Annotated in this window: 18 protein-coding genes; 11 read left to right on the top strand and 7 right to left on the bottom strand. The window is 71.7% G+C overall.

The genetic code is table 11. The annotated features are described in order from the left end of the window. Positions 1-57: 57 nt before the first annotated feature. Positions 58-1,728: an FAD-dependent monooxygenase gene (locus ACFCZF_RS17740; RefSeq protein ID WP_376672437.1), complete on the top strand. Its 1,671-nt coding sequence runs from the start codon at positions 58-60 to the stop codon at positions 1,726-1,728. On the opposite strand, the gene ACFCZF_RS17735 is transcribed toward ACFCZF_RS17740, so the two are convergent. Continuing rightward, positions 1,725-2,171, bottom strand: a complete 447-nt coding sequence (locus tag ACFCZF_RS17735) for an Lrp/AsnC family transcriptional regulator (RefSeq protein WP_121745305.1) — start codon at positions 2,169-2,171, stop codon at positions 1,725-1,727. The two genes, ACFCZF_RS17740 and ACFCZF_RS17735, sit on opposite strands and share 4 nt — an antisense overlap. Before the next feature lie 76 nt (positions 2,172-2,247). Between ACFCZF_RS17735 and ACFCZF_RS17730 the strand changes: the two genes are divergently transcribed. Beyond that, positions 2,248-3,156: an SMP-30/gluconolactonase/LRE family protein gene (locus ACFCZF_RS17730; RefSeq protein ID WP_376672436.1), complete on the top strand. Its 909-nt coding sequence runs from the start codon at positions 2,248-2,250 to the stop codon at positions 3,154-3,156. Here the strand turns inward: ACFCZF_RS17730 and ACFCZF_RS17725 are convergent. Continuing rightward, positions 3,153-3,788 (bottom strand): DinB family protein, encoded by a 636-nt coding sequence (locus ACFCZF_RS17725; RefSeq protein ID WP_376672435.1) that lies wholly within the window; start codon positions 3,786-3,788, stop codon positions 3,153-3,155. The two genes, ACFCZF_RS17730 and ACFCZF_RS17725, sit on opposite strands and share 4 nt — an antisense overlap. 263 nt (positions 3,789-4,051) lie before the next feature. Here ACFCZF_RS17725 and ACFCZF_RS17720 point away from each other — a divergent pair, with 263 nt between their 5' ends. Together ACFCZF_RS17720 and ACFCZF_RS17715 are read left to right on the top strand one after the other, a co-directional pair. Beyond that, a complete protein-coding gene (locus ACFCZF_RS17720; protein ID WP_376672434.1) occupies positions 4,052-4,867 on the top strand; it encodes an SAM-dependent methyltransferase in 816 nt (271 codons plus the stop codon). 152 nt (positions 4,868-5,019) lie between these two features. Further along, on the top strand, positions 5,020-5,853 hold the full coding sequence (locus tag ACFCZF_RS17715) for an alpha/beta fold hydrolase (RefSeq protein WP_376672433.1): 834 nt from the start codon (positions 5,020-5,022) through the stop codon (positions 5,851-5,853). A gap of 96 nt (positions 5,854-5,949) precedes the next feature. Here the strand turns inward: ACFCZF_RS17715 and ACFCZF_RS17710 are convergent, their stop codons facing one another. Beyond that, on the bottom strand, positions 5,950-6,153 hold the full coding sequence (locus tag ACFCZF_RS17710) for a cold-shock protein (protein ID WP_003978336.1): 204 nt from the start codon (positions 6,151-6,153) through the stop codon (positions 5,950-5,952). A 450-nt stretch (positions 6,154-6,603) separates the two neighbouring features. Between ACFCZF_RS17710 and ACFCZF_RS17705 the strand changes: the two genes are divergently transcribed. Further along, complete coding sequence (locus ACFCZF_RS17705; protein WP_375909248.1) at positions 6,604-7,368, top strand: L,D-transpeptidase family protein; 765 nt, start codon at positions 6,604-6,606, stop codon at positions 7,366-7,368. 733 nt (positions 7,369-8,101) lie between these two features. Beyond that, entirely contained in the window at positions 8,102-9,187 is a 1,086-nt protein-coding gene (locus ACFCZF_RS17700; protein WP_376672432.1) for a GNAT family N-acetyltransferase, read from the top strand. A gap of 95 nt (positions 9,188-9,282) precedes the next feature. Here ACFCZF_RS17700 and ACFCZF_RS17695 read toward each other — a convergent pair whose 3' ends face one another. Next, positions 9,283-10,704 (bottom strand): Gfo/Idh/MocA family protein, encoded by a 1,422-nt coding sequence (locus ACFCZF_RS17695; protein WP_376672431.1) that lies wholly within the window; start codon positions 10,702-10,704, stop codon positions 9,283-9,285. A 217-nt stretch (positions 10,705-10,921) separates the two neighbouring features. Then, positions 10,922-11,767 carry a GntR family transcriptional regulator gene (locus tag ACFCZF_RS17690; RefSeq protein WP_375909254.1) on the bottom strand — a complete coding sequence of 282 codons (846 nt, stop codon included), beginning with the start codon at positions 11,765-11,767 and terminating at the stop codon, positions 10,922-10,924. Between the two features lie 225 nt (positions 11,768-11,992). Here ACFCZF_RS17690 and ACFCZF_RS17685 point away from each other — a divergent pair, with 225 nt between their 5' ends. From ACFCZF_RS17685 to ACFCZF_RS17665, 5 genes are all read left to right on the top strand, one after another. Beyond that, positions 11,993-13,261, top strand: a complete 1,269-nt coding sequence (locus ACFCZF_RS17685) for an extracellular solute-binding protein (RefSeq protein WP_376672430.1) — start codon at positions 11,993-11,995, stop codon at positions 13,259-13,261. Positions 13,262-13,300: 39 nt separating this feature from the next. Next, a complete protein-coding gene (locus tag ACFCZF_RS17680) occupies positions 13,301-14,281 on the top strand; it encodes a carbohydrate ABC transporter permease (RefSeq protein ID WP_376672429.1) in 981 nt (326 codons plus the stop codon). Further along, positions 14,278-15,129, top strand: a complete 852-nt coding sequence (locus ACFCZF_RS17675) for a carbohydrate ABC transporter permease (protein WP_376672428.1) — start codon at positions 14,278-14,280, stop codon at positions 15,127-15,129. Before ACFCZF_RS17680 ends, ACFCZF_RS17675 begins: the two co-directional genes overlap by 4 nt. Positions 15,130-15,194: 65 nt before the next feature. Continuing rightward, a complete protein-coding gene (locus ACFCZF_RS17670) occupies positions 15,195-16,772 on the top strand; it encodes a beta-N-acetylhexosaminidase (protein ID WP_376672427.1) in 1,578 nt (525 codons plus the stop codon). 95 nt (positions 16,773-16,867) lie between these two features. Then, positions 16,868-18,295, top strand: a complete 1,428-nt coding sequence (locus ACFCZF_RS17665; RefSeq protein WP_376672426.1) for a cellulose binding domain-containing protein — start codon at positions 16,868-16,870, stop codon at positions 18,293-18,295. A 24-nt stretch (positions 18,296-18,319) separates the two neighbouring features. On the opposite strand, the gene ACFCZF_RS17660 is transcribed toward ACFCZF_RS17665, so the two are convergent. Both ACFCZF_RS17660 and ACFCZF_RS17655 read right to left on the bottom strand, forming a co-directional pair. Next, positions 18,320-18,541 (bottom strand): hypothetical protein, encoded by a 222-nt coding sequence (locus ACFCZF_RS17660; protein WP_375909264.1) that lies wholly within the window; start codon positions 18,539-18,541, stop codon positions 18,320-18,322. A 284-nt stretch (positions 18,542-18,825) separates the two neighbouring features. Further along, complete coding sequence (locus ACFCZF_RS17655) at positions 18,826-19,662, bottom strand: nucleotidyltransferase domain-containing protein (RefSeq protein ID WP_376672425.1); 837 nt, start codon at positions 19,660-19,662, stop codon at positions 18,826-18,828. Between the last annotated feature and the right edge of the window lie 112 nt (positions 19,663-19,774).

Raw genomic sequence — 19,774 nt, 5'->3', positions numbered from 1 at the left:
CGCGGGGCGACCATGGAGGGGCAGGGCTGATCCGGGGCCAGGTACTGGGAGGCACCCGTGGGGCACACCCGAACGATCGACGTGCTGATCGTGGGCGCCGGACCGGTCGGTCTGAGCGCGGCCGCCGAACTGTGCCGGCGCGGAGTGCGCTGCCGGATCGTCGACCGGCTGCCGGCCCGGCTCCCGTACGCGAAGGCCGTCGGTGTCCAGCCACGCACTCTCGAGATCTGGGACCGCATGGGCCTGGCACCGGCCGTGCTGGAGGCCGCCGCCGTGCTGCGCGGTCAGCTGATCCACGTCAACGGCCGGGAGCGGGCGCGAATCGACCTGGTGCTGCCGTCCGAGGTGCCGTACGGCTTCGCCGCGCTGCCCCAGTACGAGACCGAGCGCCTCCTGGAGGAGTACGTCGCCGGGCTGGGGACGGTCGTCGAACGCGGCACCGAGCTGCTGTCGTTCGTGCAGGATCCGGACGGCGTCACCGCCCGGCTGCGCGATGCGCACGGCGCGCAGGAGGAGCTGCGGGCCGGTTTCCTGGTCGGCTGCGACGGAGCGCACAGTACCGTCCGCAAGGCACTGGGCCTCCGTTTCGAGGGGGCGGCCTTCGCCGAGGAGTACATGCTGGGCGACGTCGAGGCCGACTGGGACCTGCCGCCCGGTTACGGTGTGCGTTCCAGTCACCGTGCCGAGGACGGTTCGACGGACGACCTGCTGGTCTGCGTCCCGCTGCCCGGCAGGGGCCGTTACCGCATGTCGATGCTGGTCCCGCCCGAGCTCTCCACGCGGGCCGGTGACCGGGGGACCGCCGGGGCGGGCAGTGTCGCGCACGGGCTGGAGGGCGGCCGTGCGCCGGAGCTGTCCCATCTCCAGGCGGTCGTCGACCGCCTCTCGCCCCGGCCGGGCGTCCTGTCGAACCTGCGGTGGTCCTCCGTCTTCCGTATCAGCCACCGCATCGTCGACCGCTACGCCGGCGGACGCGTCTTCGTCGCGGGCGACGCCGCCCACATCCACCCGCCCACCGGCGCCCAGGGCATGAACACCGGCATCCAGGACGCCTGCAACCTGGCCTGGAAGCTCGCGCTCGTGACCAAGGGGGAGGCGGGCCCCGCCCTGCTCGCGAGCTACGACGCCGAGCGCCGCCCGGTCGGCGAGGAGGTCGTGGGCCGGACCGTGCGGCACGCGACGCACGGCATCGAGACCGACCCCGACGACCCGCGGACGCTGATGCTGCGCGAGGCGCAGTTGCTCGTCGGCTACCGTGACGGACCGCTCGCGGGCCCGCCGTGCGGGCCGGGCGACGCGCCCCAGCCCGGTGACCGCGCTCCGGACTGCGCCGGGCTGACCGCCCCCTTGGCGGCACATCCCTTGCGTCTTCTGGACGTCCTGCGCGGCCACCCGGGGCACGTGGCGCTGCTGTACGCGGCCGACCCCGCCGTCCTGGCCGCGGCGGTCACGGCGGCCGGGACCACCGTGCGGGGCGTCACCGTCCTCGCCCGCGAGGCATCGCCCAGCACGCCGGAGGCCCTGGCCGTCGGCGGATACCACGACGCCGCAGGGGAGTTCGCCCGGCTCTACCGCCCTGAGGGCCCGACGGGCTTCGTCGTCCGTCCGGACGGGTACCTCGGCGCCCGTTTCCCCCTCGCCGACGCCGAGTCGGCTCTGTCCGGCTGGCTCGGGGCGCTTTCCGCGTCGTCGGCGCGGCCCCGTGAGCGGGCGCGCACAGGTCGCTAACCGGCGTCCAACGGCCGTTCGAAGAACGTCTCCAGGACCACCGTCGCCTGGGTCCCGCTGACCCCGTCGATCGCGTAGAGGCGGCGCAGTACGTCCTGGAGCCGCTCGGTGGTGGCCGTGCGCACCTTGACCAGGACGGCCGCGCTGCCGGCGATGACGTGCGCCTCCTGGATCTCCGGCACGGCGGCGAAGTCCTCGGCCCGGTCCCCCATCCACGCCGTGGAGTCGACCAGCACGAAGGCGAGGACGCCACGGTCGAGGGCCTCGGGGTCGACGTCGACCGTGGTGGCCCTGATGACGCCCTGCTCGCGCAGCTTGCGGACGCGCTCGTGGGCGGCGCCCGCCGACAGGCCGACCTCCTTGCCCAGAGCGGCGTACGGCCGGGTGGCGTTCCGCTGGAGCAACGCGATCAGCCGACGGTCAATCTCATCTACCGACTTCATACACGAACAGTATCTGATTCGGTGATGTGCATGTTACGTTGAATGACATCCTGATCATCCCCGCTGAGAGGACGCCATGTCCACCGACGGCCCGTACGAGATCCTGGATGACCGATTCCGCACCGGACGCTGCGCGAACGGCGACAGCAGACTGGAGGTCCTGCACGACGGCTGCCGCTGGGCCGAGGGCCCGCTGTACCTCCCCGCCTGGCGCCAGCTGGTCTGGAGCGACATCCCCAACGACCGCATCCTGCGCTGGGACGAGGCCACCGGCACGGTCGGCGTCTTCCGCACTCCGGCCGGACACAGCAACGGAAACACCCTCGACCGGCAGGGCCGCCTGGTCACCTGCGAACAGGGCAACCGCCGCGTCACCCGCACCGAACCCGACGGGACGGTGACCGTCCTCGCCGAGCGCTACGACGGCAAGCGGCTCAACAGCCCGAACGACTCCGTCGTACGCTCCGACGGCACGGTCTGGTTCTCCGACCCGGACTTCGGCATCACCAGCGACTACGAGGGCCACCGCGCCGAGTCCGAGATCGGCGCGTGCAACGTGTACCGGATCGACCCGGCGTCGGGGGACGTGCGGCTCGCCGCCGACGGCTTCGACGGGCCCAACGGCGTCATCCTGTCCCCGGACGAGAAGCGGCTGTTCGTCTCCGACTCGCGGGCCGCCCGGATCCACGCGTTCGACGTCCGCGAGGACGGCACGCTGTCCGACGGGAAGGTCTTCGCCGAGGGCCGCGGGGACGTGCACTTCGACAACATCCGCTTCGACGACGAGGGCCGCCTGTGGGCCGCCGCGCTGGACGACGGCGTCCACTGCTACGACCCCGACGGCACCCTCATCGGCCGACTGCGCGTGCCGGAGCCGGTCTCCAACATCGCCTTCGGCGGCCCGAAGAACAACCGCCTGTTCATCACGGCCACCACGTCCCTGTACTCACTGGTGATGTCGGTGACGGGCGCGCCGCGCCTCTAGGTCCTGGCCGGGCCGGACGACCTTCCCGCACGGTACAGGTCGCGCAACAGGCCGATCTCGGCTCCGTGGTGCAGTACCTCCTGGTTGACCCACCAGACGATGTCGATGAAGGGGTCCTCGGCGTCGCTGCCATGGGGGTACGTGCACCGGCCGACGGTGTCCAGCGCGGCGTCGTCGATGTTCAGCAGCGCGTTCCGCCAGGCGGCGGCGCCCGTGGCGAAGGCCGCGACCGCTTCCGCCGCGCTTCCACTGACGGCACAGTCGTCGCGGGTGAGCTTGTGGGTGCCCGCCGTGTGATCGGCCCGCAGGAAGAGCATCTCGCTGAGGTGGCTCAGCCGCCATGCGAGGGTCGTGAAGGGCGGCGGTGAGGGGTGCGGGTGGGGGGCGGCGTCCCGGCCCCAGTCACCGGCGCCGGACAGAGAGGTCGCGTGCCGTCCCGGGCCGTCCGCCCGCCGCCGGACCGACCAGCAGCCCGGCACCGGCTCCCAGAAGTACTCCTCGTCCGTCATGGGGATCACCCCGGTCTCCGACCCGTCCCCGCTGTCCATGACCGGCCCGGCCATACGGCCGGTGAGGCGCTCGCACGCCCAGTCGAACTGTTCCAGCAACGGAACCAGACGAGACGGTGTCATCGGACACTCCTGCCACGAGTGGGACGAGCCCCGGAGGGGAGACGGCTTACCGACCGGCCACCCTGGCACAACCGCCGGCATTCCGCGCCCCGATTTCCCCCTGGCTCCCGCGACCGTGCCCGGACGGGGCGCGGCAGGTGACCGAAGGTGGCCGCGGACGGCCGCGGTGGCCATGGAGAAGTGAACCGGTGTACAGGAAAAGGACGTTGCGACGTAGGTTGTGGTGAAGCACTCACGCCTCGGCTGAAAGACGGACCGTACCCATGAGCGACCCTGTGACGACACCCGGCCACGCAGCGCAGCAGAAGATCGACACCTCGGTGCCGCACTCGGCCCGGATCTGGAACTACTGGCTGGGCGGGAAGGACAACTACCCGGTCGACGAGGAGGCCGGCGACGCGTACACCGCCGTCTTCCCCGGCATCGTCACCATCGCCCGCAGCAGCCGCGCCTTCCTGCGCCGCAACATCACGTACCTGGTCGCCGAGGCGGGTGTCCGGCAGTTCCTCGACATCGGGACCGGTCTGCCGACCGCCGACAACACCCATGAGGTCGCCCAGCGCATCGCCCCCGAGACCCGGATCGTCTACGTCGACAACGATCCGATGGTCCTCGCCCACGCCCGCGCGCTGCTCTACTCCACCCCCGAGGGCGCGACCGCCTACATCGACTCCGACGTGCTCGACCCCGACAGCGTCCTGAGGGACGCCGCCAAGACGCTGGACTTCGACCGGCCCGTCGCCCTCATCCTCAGCAACATCCTGGGGCACGTGGCGGACTACGACCAGGCGCGTTCCATCGTCACCCGGCTGATGGACGCGCTTCCGTCCGGCAGCTACCTGTCCGTCAACGACGGCTCGCGGGGCATCGATCCGGAGTTCGACCGGGCCCAGGACGCCTACAACGAGAGCGGCGCCGCGCCCTACATCCTGCGCACCGTCGACCAGATCACGGCGTTCTTCGACGGCCTGGAGCTCGTGGACCCCGGGGTCGTCCCGGTCACCCGCTGGCGTCCGGAAGCCGGCTCCGCGGCCCCGGAGCTCATCGGCGAACACGGCGGCCTCGCCCGCAAGCCGTGACGCCCCGACGGCGGACGGCATCGCCGGGACGGTTCGGTCCGCGTGATGCCGTCCGCCGTCGCCCCTGAAAGGATCGGGCCGGTGCGCCGCTCCTCACCGGCGCCCGCCCGACTCGACCTGCTCGACCTACTCGCCCGAGAGGAGCGGTACCCATGGCCGAATGGCCGTTGCCCGAGACGTTCCCCAGCGGTTCCGGGGCCGTCCGCTGGAACCGGCTGGGCGGAGCGGACCGGCCACCGCTGGTCCTGCTGCACGGCACGCCGTTCTCCTCGTACGTCTGGCGTGCGGTGGCCCGTTCGCTGGCGCGTGACCATCAGGTGTTCGTCTGGGACATGCCCGGTTACGGGATGTCGGAGAAGTCCGCGGGCCAGGACGTGTCCCTGGCCGCCCAGGGCCGGGTCTTCACCGAGCTGCTGGGCCACTGGGGCCTTGCGGATCCTCTCGTGGTCGCCCACGACTTCGGCGGCGCCGTCGCCTTGCGGGCCCACCTGCTGCACGGCGTCGGCTACCGGGCCCTCGCCCTGGTCGATCCGGTCGCGCTGGCGCCCTGGGGGTCGCCGTTCTTCCGGCTGGTCCGCGACCACGCGGAGGTCTTCGAGGAGCTGCCGCCGGCGCTCCATCAGGCTCTCGTCCGTGAGTACGTCGCTTCCACCGGCGGCCCGGGGCTGCATCCCACGGTGCTGGACCGGCTCGTCGAGCCCTGGCTCGGTGATTCGGGGCAGCCGGCCTTCTACCGGCAGATCGCCCAGGCCGACCAGCGCTACACCGACGAGATCCAGGACCGTTACTCCGGGATCGGGGTCCCGACGCTGATCTGCTGGGGCGAGGACGACGCGTGGATTCCCGTGGCCAAGGGACGCGAACTCGCCGCCGCCGTCCCCGGCGCCCGATGGGAGCCGATCGCCCACGCGGGCCATCTCGTCCAGGAGGACGCGCCCTCGGAGCTGACGGCCGCGCTGCTCGACTTCCTGCGGCACCTTCACTGAAGGCCGCGGCGCGCGGGGCGTAGTTGGAAACACGGGCACGGTCCCCGGAAACCGCTCGTTCCCCGGGCACCGTGCCGTGTTCGGCGCTCTCCCGGATCAGGCGGGGGTGATGTTCTCCGCCTGCGGGCCCTTCTGGCCCTGGGTGATGTCGAAGGTGACGGCCTGGCCTTCCTGCAGCTCGCGGTAGCCCTGGGCGTTGATGTTGGAGTAGTGCGCGAAGACGTCGGGACCGCCGCCGTCCTGCGCGATGAAGCCGAAGCCCTTTTCAGAGTTGAACCACTTGACAGTTCCGCTGGCCATGCCTTTGCCTTTCAGCCGATATCGGATCCGCACCGTGCGAACCCGGAGGTGGTCGTCCTGGTCCTCCGGCATTGCACAGCAAACCGCCCGCACTCCGGCGCGGGCGGTCTGGGCGAACCACGACATCTGCTGCTGACGCTACACGGCATGCCCGAGCCCCACCAGTGAGTAAGGGGTGTGAGCGGCAACGATGTTGCGAACCGGGGCCTGTGACGGCGTGCCGGAACGACGTCACATCCCGGTCATCAGCCGCGGATCGCGCGGGAGGCCCTCCACTGCGGCTGAAGGCCGAGGAGCGGGCTGTCGGGGCGGCCGCCTCGCAGTGATCCACGGGAGCGGCCGCGTCCTCGCTTCCCTGCGCCAAACGGGGGAGACGGCGAGGCGGCCGCACGACCCGGTTCCGTAAGTGGTCTAGCAATGAGTAGTCCACACACGGAGTCGGAGATCGATATGACCGTCAGGAAAGCGCTGGCCCTGGTGATCGGCGCTGTCATGTGCACCGGCGTGCTGGTGACCGGCTGCGCCGAGCAGCAGTCGGGGGCCTCCCCCCAGGACGCGCGGACGCCCGGCAGATCCGCGTCACAGCCGGCGTCCCCGCAGCCCGCTCCCCCGCGCTCCTTCCCCCGCCCTCTTCCCGGGCTCGGACCGACGACGCGGGCCCGGGTCCCCGACGCCTCCCGGCAGGCCCTGGTGGTCACGGGCGCCACGGAGAGTTCGTACGAGGCGCAGGCGGTGCTCTACGAGCAGTACCCCGCACAGGGCTGGCGCGCCGTGGCCGGTCCCTGGCCCGCCCACAACGGTCTGCGCGGCTGGACCGACGACCACGAGGCGGGCGACCTGCACACACCTATCGGCGTCTTCCGGCTCAGTGACGCCGGGGGCAGGCTGCCCGACCCGGGGACCCTGCTCCCCTACGACCAGGATCCCGAGTTCGCCGTGTCGGGCACCGGGCATCTCGGCGAGCCGCTGGAGGGTTCCTTCGACTACGTGATCGCCATCGACTACAACCGGGTGCCCGGCACCACCCCGCTGGACAAGACCCGCCCGCTGGGTGAGGACAAGGGCGGCGGCGTCTGGATCCACGTGGACCACGACGGGCCGACCAACGCCTGCGTGTCCTTGAGCGAGGAGCACATGCGCGCGCTGCTCAACGCCCTGGACCCGGACAAGGAGCCGGTCGTCGTCATGGGCCCGGAGCCGGTCCTGACGCAGTAGCGCGACCCCGGCGGTCGTCCACCCGCCGTAGACGCCCGGTGCGAAGCGGTAACGGAGCACTGCGTCCCCCGAGCCCGGCCAGGCGTACCGGTTCGTCTCACGCGGCCTTGACTGGGCGGGTCGCGCTGGGCCTACTGGAGGCACGACTGGGCGAATTCGGGGGACTGGTCCAGTGTCGGCCCGTATGTCAGCCCCCGGCCGGGACGCAGGTCAGGAGTGCGACAGTGCGGCGTCGATGGGCAGCGGCGGCAGTTCTGCCGGCATGGGCGCTGCTGTACCTCGTAGCCGCTCGGCCGCCGGGGCCCGCGGAGCCGGGTCCGGACCGGGGCGCCGCGGGGGTGTCGGCAGAGGTGACGGTGACGGTCGAAGAGGCCGGGGAGCCGGGCCCGTGCGGAGGGGAGCCGGCACTCCGCCATGTCGCCGTCCGGTCGCCGAGGACGGCGGACGCGGTCGGGGCCGACGACGGCGCCGCCGCCTGCGCCCCGGCGCCGGCCCGTGCAGCGTGGCAGGGCGACACGGACCTTCGCCCGACGGGACCGGCGGGCGGGCCAGGAGCGGGCGGGCCGGAAGCGGGCGGGGGTGCCCGAGGCGCGCCCGAGTTGCAGACGTTTCGTGCTGAGCAACGGCAGTACCGACAAGGCCTGCGCCGCGCGGCCTGAGTACCGCCCGCCGTGACGCGGTGTCCAGCAGGCCTTCGTGTGTCCGGAGTTCCGATGACGCAGGAGGCAGGCGAATGTCCGATAAGCGCATAGACGTGGTCGGGCCGGAAGAGCTCGGCGCGGACGACCGGAAGATCTGGCGGGAGATCAGGGCCGCCTCCGGAGCCCCGGCGAATCCTTTTCTGGACCCGGCGTTCACCGCGGCGGTCGGGCTGGTCAGGCCGCGGGCCGGAGTCGCGGTGCTACGGGAGGACGGGTTCCCGGTCGGGTACTTTCCGCACGAGCGGGGCTTCGCCGGGCGCGGGCGGGCCATCGGGCTCGGAGTGTCGGACAGTCAGGGCGCGGTCCTGCGCCACGGCATCCGTCTCGACGCCCACGCGCTGCTGCGGGCCTGTGCCCTCTCGTCCTGGGAGTTCGACAATCTCGAGGCCGGACAGGACCTGTTCCTGCCCCACGCGACCGAGGAACTGGCTTCCCCCGTCGTCGACCTCGGTGACGGATTCGAGCGGTACACGGAGCGCCTGCGCCGGAACTCGCCGGGCTTCCTCAAGCAGACCCTCGCCAAGGAGCGGAGACTCGCCCGTCAGGTCGGCGAGGTGCGTTTCGTGTACGACGAGCCGGATCCCGGGGCGTTGCGGGCGCTCATGCGGTGGAAGTCCGCCCAGTACCGGCGGACGGGCCGACGGGACCGGTTCGCGCAGGCGTGGATCATCCGGCTGGTGGAGCTGCTCGCCCGGAGCGAGGACCCCGAGTGCCGAGGGGTGCTGTCGGTGCTCTACGCCGCCGGCCGGCCCGTGGCCGCCCACTTCGGGCTGCGCTCACCCACGGTCCTGTCCTGGTGGTTCCCGGCGTACGACCGCGCCTACGGCAAGTACTCCCCCGGGCTCCTGCTGCTGTCGCGGATGCTGGAGGCGGCCGCCGCCGACGGGATCGAACTGGTCGACCTGGGCAGCGGGCCGGCGCGTTACAAGGAGTCGTTCAAGACGCGTGACCTGAGGGTGCACGCCGGCGCCGTGGTGCGCCCGGGGCCGGGCGGTGTCCCCTACCGGCTGGGACGGGAGCCGGTGCGAGCCGCCCGCCGGTTCGTGCACAACCGGCCGGGGCTGGCCCGTACCGCGTCCCGGACGCTGGAGGAACTGGGGCGGTTGCGGGAGCGTTGACACCGCATACGGTCGACGCGCGACCTCGGGACGTCCCGCCACGGCTGTTCGCGGTGCCGTGGCGGGCCGGGTGACCGGTGCCGTCCCTCTCGTGGTCAGCCGACGGGCGGCATGTCGGTGGGCGTCGAGTCGAGTCCGGGCCTGCGCTCACGCCAGGCACCGCGGGTGAAGTCGGGGATCTCGACGGGGCGACCGCCCCTGGCCAGCGACGTGACGCTCAGGGGGACGGGCGCACACCAGGCGGCCGAGTCGTAGACGTCGATGTCCGGCACCAGGCCCGCCCGCATCAGCTGGACGGTGCGCCACTGCAGTACGTAGTCCATGCCGCCGTGGCCGCCGTTGCCCGCGGCGTCGTCGCCGACCTTCTGCCACAGCCAGTGGTCGTACTCCTTGCGGTAGCCCTCGAAATCGCGCCAGGAGTGGCCGCTGTGGTCCGGCTCGACGTAGATCCGGGCGCCGGTCGGGGAGGGCCCCGCGTAGTCCTCGACGATCCCGCGGCTGCCGGCGAGGGTGTTGATCCGGCTGTACGGCCGGGGCGAACTCACGTCGTGCTCCGCCCGGATCGTCCTGCCCTTCTCCGTTTCGATCATGCAGGTGACCAGGTCGCCGTTGATGTAGGTCTCTTTCCAGGAGGGGTGGTCCCTCGGCACGAAGCGCGCGCGGTAGTCGGCCAGTCCCTTCGGGGCGGTCGCGGTGGCGCGCAGCGTGGTCATGCGGTCGCCGCGGTTGACGTCCATGGCCGCCGCGATCGGGGCCAGCCCGTGCATGGGGTAGAAGGAGGCGGTGCTGCGGGTGTGCCAGAGCCGCCGCCAGGAGTCGGTGTAGTAGGTGTCGGAGAAGAGGAGTTCGCGCAGGTCGTGCAGGTAGCCGCCGTGGCCGTTGGTGATGTCCCCGAACAGGCCGTCGTGCGCTCCCCTGAGCATGGCCAGCTCGTTGCGGCCGTAGCTGCAGTTCTCGGACAGGAGCAGGTGCCTGCGGGTGCGCTCGGAGGTGTCGACGAGGTCCCACAGCTGACGCAGTTCCGTCGCGATGGGCAGCTCCACCAGGGCGTGCTTGCCGCTGAGCAGCGCCGCCCTGCCGTGTTCGTAGTGGAACTCCCACGGTGTGGCGATGTACACCAGGTCGATGTCGTCCCGCCGGAGCATCCGGGCGTAGGAGTCGGCGGAGCCGCCGTACTCGGCGGGGCGTGGGTTGCCCTTGCTCTCCAGGCGGTCCGCGGCGCGCTTCGCACGGTCGGCGCGGATGTCGCAGACGGCGGTCACGGTGCAGCCGGGGACGGCCGCCCAGCCGGTGATCATGCCGCCGCCCCGGTTGCCGAGCCCGATGACACCGACGCGCACGGTTCTGTGGGCGCCGAAGGGCACCCCGATCATCGACTTCTGGCCGGGCCTGCGTCGGGGCGCCGGCGCGGCCGCCGACGCGGACGGGGCGGACGCGGTCATCCCGGCCGCGACCGCGCCGGTGGCGACGGCTGAGCCCAGGAGCAGTCGGCGTGAGACAGCGGGGGTTTCGGACATGACGGCAACACTCCTCGTGGGCGGTCGGCATCACGGGCGGGGCACTGTCGGGCGTTGTCGAGCACGGTGAAGCGCGGTGAAGCACGGTGAAGCGCGGGGCGGAGCTCGGTCGGGCTGTCGAGCGCTTTCGGGGCAAGACTCTGCGTGCTCAGCCGTTGCATGTCAATACGTGCTCGATACATCGCCGTTCCGAGCATCTCCGCGCACCGAAGTGGCGTTACATTCCGTCCTGCACGACTCCGCGTGTCGAGAGCGTGACGGGGTCTCCGTTCGTGAAGTCACCTGGCGGGATGCCCGGATGATGCCCCTCGCGCGAGGGCGGGGCCTGGTCGCGCGGGCCCAGCGTGAGCCGGGAGACGATGCGGTAGCGGTCGCCGCGGTAGAGGGAGTGCACGTACTCGACCGGACGGCCGCGTGTGTCGGTGGTCAGGCGCTCGAAGAGCAGCGCCGGGGACAGTTCCGGCACGTCGAGCAGGTCGGCCTCCGCGCGGGTCACCACGGTGGGTTCGATCGACTGCACGGCCTGGTCGACCCGGACGGCGTGCCGCTCGTTCAGGTGCTCGTACAGGTCGCCCTGCTCCAGTTCCTCACTGGTCAGGTCCGAGACGAGGTCGGCCGGGACGTGCAGGTACTCGATGGCCATGGGCGAGCCGTCGACCAGCCGCAACCGGGCCACGTAGTGGATCTGCGCCGCCGGCGACATGCGCAGCTTGCGACCCACCCGGGCGCCCGCGGGCAGGGTACGGACCTCCAGCAGTCTGCTGGTCCAGGCGCCCGCCGCCTGCGGAAGGCTGAAGGCCCGCCGGTCGGAGACCAGTTCCTGAGTGATCTTCTCGGCGGCGACGAACATGCCCCGGCCGTGCTCGCGCACCAGCAGCCCGGCGACCACCAGTTCGTCGACCGCGGCGCGCAGGGTCGGCCGGGACACGCCGAGTTCGGCACACAGAGTGCGCTCGGAGGGGATCGCGTCACCCGGGCGCCGTTCCTCGATGAGTTCCAGGATCGCGTCGCGGACACGCTCGCGCTTGAGCACCGCACCGGAGGCGGCGGCGTCGATCTCCATGCGGTACTCCCGTAACTGGTCTGCTGGTCAGCCGAGTTTACCTGTCCACATCGGTCGCGAACCAGCCACACATCACATCGCCCGGCCGAAACACCCCTTATACGCGGGGGGTTGACGCCCTCATTGGTCCATGCCACCTTCGACCAACGCCGACTGGTAAGCCTTGCACCCCTTACTGGTCAAGTGTGGGTGCTTCGTCCCTTCCAGCTCTCCCAGAGGTGAACCGTGAGGTACCGCCCGCTCGCCCTGTTCTCCACGCTGGTGCTCAGCGCCGGGCTCGCCGCCTGTTCCTCGTCCGGCGACGCGTCGGACGGCGCCGGCGGCGGCAGGACCGCCCTCGACGTGTGGCTCATGCGCGACAGCGTCTCGGCCGACTTCCAGAAGCAGTTCGAGACGGGCTTCGAGAAGTCCCATCCCGACATCGACCTGAAGATCCAGATCCAGGAGTGGGAGGGCATCGGCGAGAAGGTCACCGCGGCACTGGCCAGCAACGACGCGCCCGACGTCATCGAGGTCGGCAACACGCAGGTCGCCCAGTACGCCCAGAGCGGCGGCCTCACCGACTTCTCGGACCGGGTGGACGAACTCGGCGGGAGCGACTGGCTCAAGGGCCTCGCCGAGCCCGGGAAGTACGAAGGCAAGCAGTACGGCATCCCGTACTACGCCGCCAACCGGGTCGTGATCCACCGCACCGACCTGTTCGAGAAGGCCGGTGTGGACGCCGCCGGGATCAAGACCCGGGACCAGTGGATCGCCGCCACCGCCAAGCTCGACAAGGGCGGCACACAGGGCATCTACCTGCCCGGCCAGAACTGGTACGTCCTGTCCGGCTTCGTCTGGGACGAGGGCGGCGACCTCGCCGTGGAGTCCGGCGGCGAGTGGAAGGGCGGCCTCGACAGTCCCGAGGCGCTGCGGGCCATGGACTTCTACCAGCGCCTCCAGGCCCTCGGGAAGGGTCCCAAGGACTCGGACGAGGCCCAGCCGCCGCAGGCGGAGGTCATGGCGAAGGGGCAGGTGGCCCAGATCATCGCCGTCCCCGGCGGCGCCAAGGTCATCGAGGAGAAGAACCCCGAACTCAAGGGAAAGCTGGGCTTCTTCCCGATCCCCGGCAAGACCGCCGACCGTCCGGGCGCCGTCTTCACCGGTGGTTCCGACCTGGTCGTCCCGGCCGTCGCCGCAGACCAGGAGGAGGCGTTCACCTTCATCCGGGAACTGACCGGAGACGCCTGGCAGAAGAAACTCGCGGTCGCCATGAGCTACGTACCGAACAAGACCACCCTCGCGGGCGCCGTCTCCGCCGACCCCGGCACCGCCGCCATGGCGGCCGGCGCCGTGAACGGACACGCCACCCCCAACACCCCGCAGTGGGCGGCGGTCGAGGCGAAGAACCCGATCAAGGAGTACATGACGGCCGTACTCACCGGCCGTGACGCCGAGTCCGAGGCAGCCAAGGCGTCCCGGACGATCACCGACACGCTCAACAGCGGCTCCTGACAGCAGCCGACTGCGACACCCCGAGGACCAGGAGGCGCCGTGTCGACCGTCCGTGAGCGGAGTGGGCCGCACAAGGTCAGCCGCCCGCCGCGTGCCGCCCCCGGACGCCCGGGCGGACGCGGCGGGGCCCGCCCGGGATCCCTCTGGCCGTACCTGCTGATCGCGCCCGCCGTGCTGGGCATGCTCTACCTGCTGATCTATCCGCTGGCCCGCGCCGTCCTCATCTCCTTCCAGGACTTCCGGCTGCGTCAGCTGATCCTCGGCGACGCCGACTTCGTCGGGCTGCGCAACTACCGGACGCTGCTGAGCGATCCGCAGTTCTGGGAGGTGGTGCGCCGGACCTTCGTGTTCATGGCGGTCAACGTGGTCGCGATCATGGTGCTGTCCACGCTGGTCGCGCTGATGGCCGAGCGGCTCGGCAGGGCGGCCAGGACCGTGGTCCTCAGTTCCCTGGTGCTGGTGTGGGCCGTGCCCGTGGTGGCGGCCACCACCGTCTTCCAGTGGCTGTTCCACTCCGAGTTCGGCATCGTCAACGAGACCCTCACCGGTCTCGGCCTCTCCTCGTACGAGGGTTACACCTGGTTCGCGCACGGCGGTACCGCGTTCGCCATCGTCGTGGTCCTGATCGTCTGGCAGTCGGTGCCGTTCGCCGCGATCACGCTCTACTCGGCCCTGGTGACGGTGCCGGCCGAACTGTACGAGTCGGCCCGGATGGACGGCGCGGGCGGCGCGCGCGTCTTCCGCTCCGTGACGTTCCCGCTGATCCGGCCGATCTTCATGCTGGTCCTGTCCCTCGAAGTGATCTGGACGTTCAAGGCGTTCGTGCAGATCTGGGTGATGACCCGCGGCGGGCCGGGCGAGGCCACCACGATCCTGCCGGTGTACGCCGTGCAGACCGCGCTCGCCGGCCAGCGCTACGACCTGGGCTCCGCCGCCTCGATGCTCACGGTCCTGCTGATGAGCGGCGTCCTCGTCCTCTACTTCCGTCAACTGTTCCGCCAGGAGGGCGAGCAGCTGTGAGCACCTCGCACCCCTCGGCCCGCCGCGCGCTGCGCCGCCTCCCGCTCCACGCCGCCGCCGCGCTCACCGTGGTCATCTGCCTGTTCCCCGTGTACTGGATGGTCACCACTGCCTTCAAACCGTCCACGGACATCCAGTCGTACGATCCCCGGCTGATCCCCCGTGCCTGGACGTTCGACCACTTCCAACGGGCGGTCGCCGCCGACGGCTTCGCCCTGTTCTGGCGCAACAGCATCCTGGTCACCCTCAGCGCCGTACTGCTGGCCCTGGTCGTGGCGCTCGGTGCCGCTTACGCGGTGGCGCGGCTGCGCTGGCGCGGGCGTCGGCAGTTCGTGCTCGCGGTGTTCATCGCGCAGATGGCGCCCTGGGAGTCGCTGATCATCCCGATCTACATCATCTCCCGCGACACCGGCATGCTCGACCGGCTCCCGACACTGACGCTGATCTACTTCATGATCACGCTGCCGTTCACGGTGGTCGTGCTGCGCGGCTTCATCGCCGGCATCCCGCCCGAACTGGAGGAGGCCGCACAGGTCGACGGCTGCACCCGGGCCGGTGCCTTCCGCAAGGTCGCCTTCCCGCTGCTGGCACCCGGTCTCATGGCCACCTCCCTGTTCGGCTTCATCACCGCGTGGAACGAGTTCACCTACGCCAACTTCCTCATCATCAAGCAGCAGGACAGCCGCACGCTGCCGGTGTGGCTCTCCTCGTTCCAGTCGACCTTCGGCACCGACTGGGGGGCCACGATGGCGGCCTCCACCCTCTTCGCCCTGCCCGCGCTGGTCATCTTCCTCGCCCTGCAACGCCATGTGACGGCCGGGCTGGCCTCGGGAGGCGTCAAGGGCTGACCGCGTACGCCGTCCCCCGCCCTCCTCCCCGCCCGTCGTGCACCGCCGACCACCGGAGCCGTCCCGTGGAACTGCCACGCCCCGAACTGGCCCTCGTGCCCCGTCCCCGCCGCATCTCCACCCGCTCCGGCCGCTTCCGGCTCGACGGCACGACCCGGCTGCGGGTCACGCCGGGAGCCGAGGCGGCCGCGAAGCTGCTGCGCACCCTCCTCGCCCCGGCCACCGGACTGCGACTGGAGGCCGCCGCAGACGGTGCCTTCGTCCTCGCGCTCGACCCCGCCCTCACCGGCCTCGGCGACGAGGGCTACGGCCTGACCGTGAGCCCGGGGGGCGCCCTGCTGCGCGCCGCCCGCCCGGCCGGGCTCCTGCGCGGAGTACAGACGGTGCGGCAGCTCCTGCCCTACGACGCCCTGTCCGAAGGGCCGGTGCGCGGCGTGCCGTGGGACCTGCCCGCCGTGGAGATCACCGACGTACCCCGCCACGCCTGGCGCGGCTCCATGCTCGACGTGGCCCGGCACTTCCAGCCGGTGTCCTATCTGCGGCGCTACGTCGATCTGATGGCGCTGCACAAGCTGAACGTCTTCCACCTCCATCTCACCGACGACCAGGGCTGGCGGATGCCGGTGGCCGCCTACCCGAGGCTCACCGAGGTAGGTGGACGGCGGTCGGAGTCGATGGCCGGCCCCGCCGGCAGCGACCGCTTCGACGGCGTACCGCACGGCGGCTCGTACACCCGCGCCGAACTGCGGGAGCTGGTCGCGTACGCGGCCGAGCGCGGGGTGACCGTGCTGCCGGAGACCGGCGTGCCGGGGCATGTCCGCGCCGCCCTGGCCGCCCACCCCGAGCTGGGCACCGACCCCGCGCGCCGCCTGGACGTGTGGACGCACTGGGGCGTGTGCGAGAACGTCCTCGGCACCGACGACCACGTCCTGGACTTCTTCCGCACCGTGCTGGACGAGGTGATGGAGGTCTTCCCCTCGCCGTACGTCCACATCGGCGGCGACGAGTGCCCCAGCACCGAGTGGGAGCGGAGTCCGGCGGCGCGGGCCCGCGCCGCCCGAGAAGGGCTGCCGGGTCCCCGCGCGCTGCACCCCTGGTTCATCGCCCGCATGGCCGGGCACCTCGTGCGCGCGGGCCGCCGGCCGGTCGTCTGGGCCGAGAACGGCGTCGCCCTCCCCCTGGAGTGCACGGTGATGAGCTGGCGCGAACCCGGGCACGGCCACGCGGCGGCCGAGCGCGGGCACCAGGTCGTGCACACCGACCACCGCGCCACCTACTTCGACTACGCCCGCGGCCCCGGCCCGCAGGAACCGCCCGCCCAGCCCGGCGCGGTCGTCGACCTGCGCGCGGTGTACGGCGTCGACCTCGCGCCGCCCACGCCGGACCCGGCGATCGCCTCCCGAGTACTCGGCGCGCAGGGCCAGTTGTGGACCGAGTTCGTCCAGACGCCCGAGCACATCGAGTACCTCACCTATCCCCGGCTGTGCGCGCTCGCCGAACGGGTCTGGGACGGCACGTCGGGCTGGCGGGACTTCACCGCCCGGCTGGCAGGGCACCGGGCCCGACTGGACGCGCTGAACGTCCCGCACGCCGACCCGCCGGCCACCGCACCGGTGCCGCCGCGGGTGGGCGGCGTCCGCTGAGCACCGGTACCGGCCGGTTCACCGTCGTATCCCCACGCCACGCACCACCCACCGCGGTTCCCGCGCAGGCGGGAGCCATGCCGAAAGGATCCCGGATGAGAACCCGACCCCCCGTCAGCCGCGCCCGCCTGGCGCTCGCCCTGGCGGCTCTCCTGGGCGGCGGCGCGCTGACCGCCCTCCCCGCACAGGCCGCACCCGAGGCGGGCGGCCTCAGCGTCCAGTACCGCACCAGCGCGAGCGGAGCCACCGCCGACCAGACGGAACCCTGGCTCAAGGTGCGCAACACCGGCACCTCCCCCGTGCAGCTCAGCCAGGTGAAGGTCCGCTACTACTTCAAGGCGGACTCGCCGAACGCCTCCTACCGCTTCGCCTGCTCCTGGGCGGTGCGGGGCTGTTCCGCCGTCACCGGCACGTTCGGCACGCTGAGCAGCCCCACCGCGACGGCCGACCGCTATCTGGAGATCGGCTTCACGCCGGCGGCCGGCAGCCTGCCACCCGGCGCGGACACCGGGGACATGCAACTGCGCTTCCACCAGACCAGCTGGCAGACGGTCCGGCAGAGCGACGACTACTCGTTCAACGGCACCCAGACCTCGTACGGCGACTGGGACAAGGTCACCGCCCAGCTCGCCGGTGCCACCGTGTGGGGCACGGCTCCCGAGGGCAACGACACGGACCCGACCGATCCGCCCGACCCGACGGACCCGCCCGGCGGCGGACAGGCCCTGTTCGACGACTTCGACTACAGCTCGCACACCGACCCGGACATCTCCGCGCACGGCTGGAGCGTGCGCGCCAACTCCGGCGGGCCCGGTGTCCCCGGCGCCACCTGGGACCCGTCCAAGGTCACCTTCGTCTCCGCCGGCGGCAACTCCGTGATGAACCTGGAGACCTCCACCGCGGGCACCGGCGCGTCCACCACGCACACCGAGGTCCTCACCAAGGACATGAAGTTCAGGAACGGCACCTACGCGGCGCGGGTGAAGTTCTCCGACGCCCCCAGGTCGGGACCGGACGGGGACCACCTGGTGCAGACGTTCTTCACCATCAACGACCTCAAGGCCCCCATGGCCGACGACTACGCCGAGTACGACTTCGAGTACCTGCCGAACGGAGGGTGGGGCGAGCCGTCGAACATCCTCTACACGACCTCCTGGGAGACCTACAACCCCGATCCCTGGCAGGCCGTCAACCAGCACTCGGAGCAGCGCCGGAGCTACGCGGGCTGGCACGACCTGGTCGTCACCATCGACGACAGCGCCATCACGTACTACGTGGACGGGCAGCACTTCGGCACGCATGACGCGCGGTACCTGCCCGAGCGGCCGATGTCGATCAACTTCAACCAGTGGCTGATCGACCTGAACGGGCAGACGTCGACGACCCCGCGCGCCTACGACCAGCAGGTCGACTACGTCCTGCACGTCAAGGACCAGGTGCTGAGCCCGGCTCAGGTCGCCGCGAAGGTCGCCGGATACCGCACGGCCGGTACGGGCTTCGTGGACGAGGTCCCCGCGTCCTGACCCGATGCCCCCTGGTGGGGACGGTCAGAACAGCCGCTCCTGGGCGGGTGAGGGCCGTCCCCGCCGGTTGCGGCGCGGGGCGCTCGGTGCGGGCGCCGTGTCCCCGAACAGGGGGGCCGTGCCGTATTCGTCCGGCTCGGCCGGGACGGTGGAGGGCCCGGTGCCCACGTTGAGGACCAGTGGGGCGTCCCGGTCGAAGTCGCCCGGTGTCATCGCCACCCACTCACGGTCCTGCCGCTCACCCACGCACCGACACCTCTCTCGCGCCGCCCGCCGCGACCACGCGACGCTACCAGCTCCGCGGCAGCCCGGTGATCAGGGCTCCTGCCGGGCGGCGGGGTGCCGGCGGACGCGCGTGACGAGCGGCGCCGGTGGCCGACGGGCCGAGGCATCGCGGACTGGTGCGGCCCCGCGTACGGGGGAGAACGCGGGGCCGCACGAGCAAGCTATCGGAGTAATGTCCCGCCTGCCAGACCCGGCCACACCGGGATGGTACGGGCGGCCCCGGTCCGCTCCGCACCCGTCGTGGCTCAGCCCGGGCGGTTCGCCGCCAGCAGTTCCGCGATCTGTTCGTGCAGCCGTCGCGGCACCCGGACCGCCCACCGGTCGGCTGCCTCGGCGCTCAGTTCCCGGCTCCACCGCCAGCTGTCGCGGGCGGCCGTGCGCACCTCGTCCTCCCGGGCGGCGGTGGTGGTGGCGGTGTACCGGTCGACGTCGGCGGCGGGCACGTCCTGTTCCAGTGCCCGGCTGGGGGTCAGCCAGTGTGCGGTGCTGTCGCGCAGGAGCCGGCAGAGCTTCAGTTGCTGCGGCGCGACGACGGCGTGCAGCAGGTTGTGGGCGCGAGCCACCTCGCCGCGGGCCAGGACGTGGGCCAGCATCAGGGTCCAGTTGGCCAGTTCGTCGGTGAGCTGCTGCGCGGTGGCGGTGGGCTCGGGCGGGCGGAACTCGGCCAGGCGCCGGGCGGCCCGGGTGAGGCGGCCGGCGCGGTCCAGCAGGACGGCGTCCTCGGGGCGGGGCAGGTGCACCATGCCCTCCCAGGTCGGCACCTCCGCGATGCCGGGGCCGGCCGGCGTGATGTGGAACTCGCCGCGCATCAGGTCGTCGAAGACGACGGCGAGGATGCCGTACATGTTGGTGTACGCCAACCGCAGCGGGGCGAGCTGTTCGAGGAACGCCCGGGCGTCGAAGTCGTCGAGGTACTCGTCCTGGACGTAGAGGTAGGCCTCGATGTCGGAGTGGGCGTCGGCCTCGCCGACCGTCCAGGAGCCGTAGAGGAGTACGCCTTCGAGACGGGGCTCGGACCGGGCGAGCTGCCGCAGCCGGGCGATGCGGTCGTCCAGGACAGGGCAACGGGAGTGAACGGACATGGGTGGCTGTCTCCTGAGTGGGCGCGCGGGAACGCTCGATCGACGCCCGGCGTCTGCCGGGCGGATGGCTGTGGACCGTGCGGTCGGTTCAGGAGACGCCCATGGCGGGGAT

This window comes from Streptomyces sp. NPDC056296, from assembly GCF_042268605.1.
Taxonomy (GTDB): Bacteria; Actinomycetota; Actinomycetes; order Streptomycetales; family Streptomycetaceae; genus Streptomyces.
Note: the sequence above shows the minus strand (reverse complement) of the source record. Positions and strands in the feature narration are given on the sequence as shown.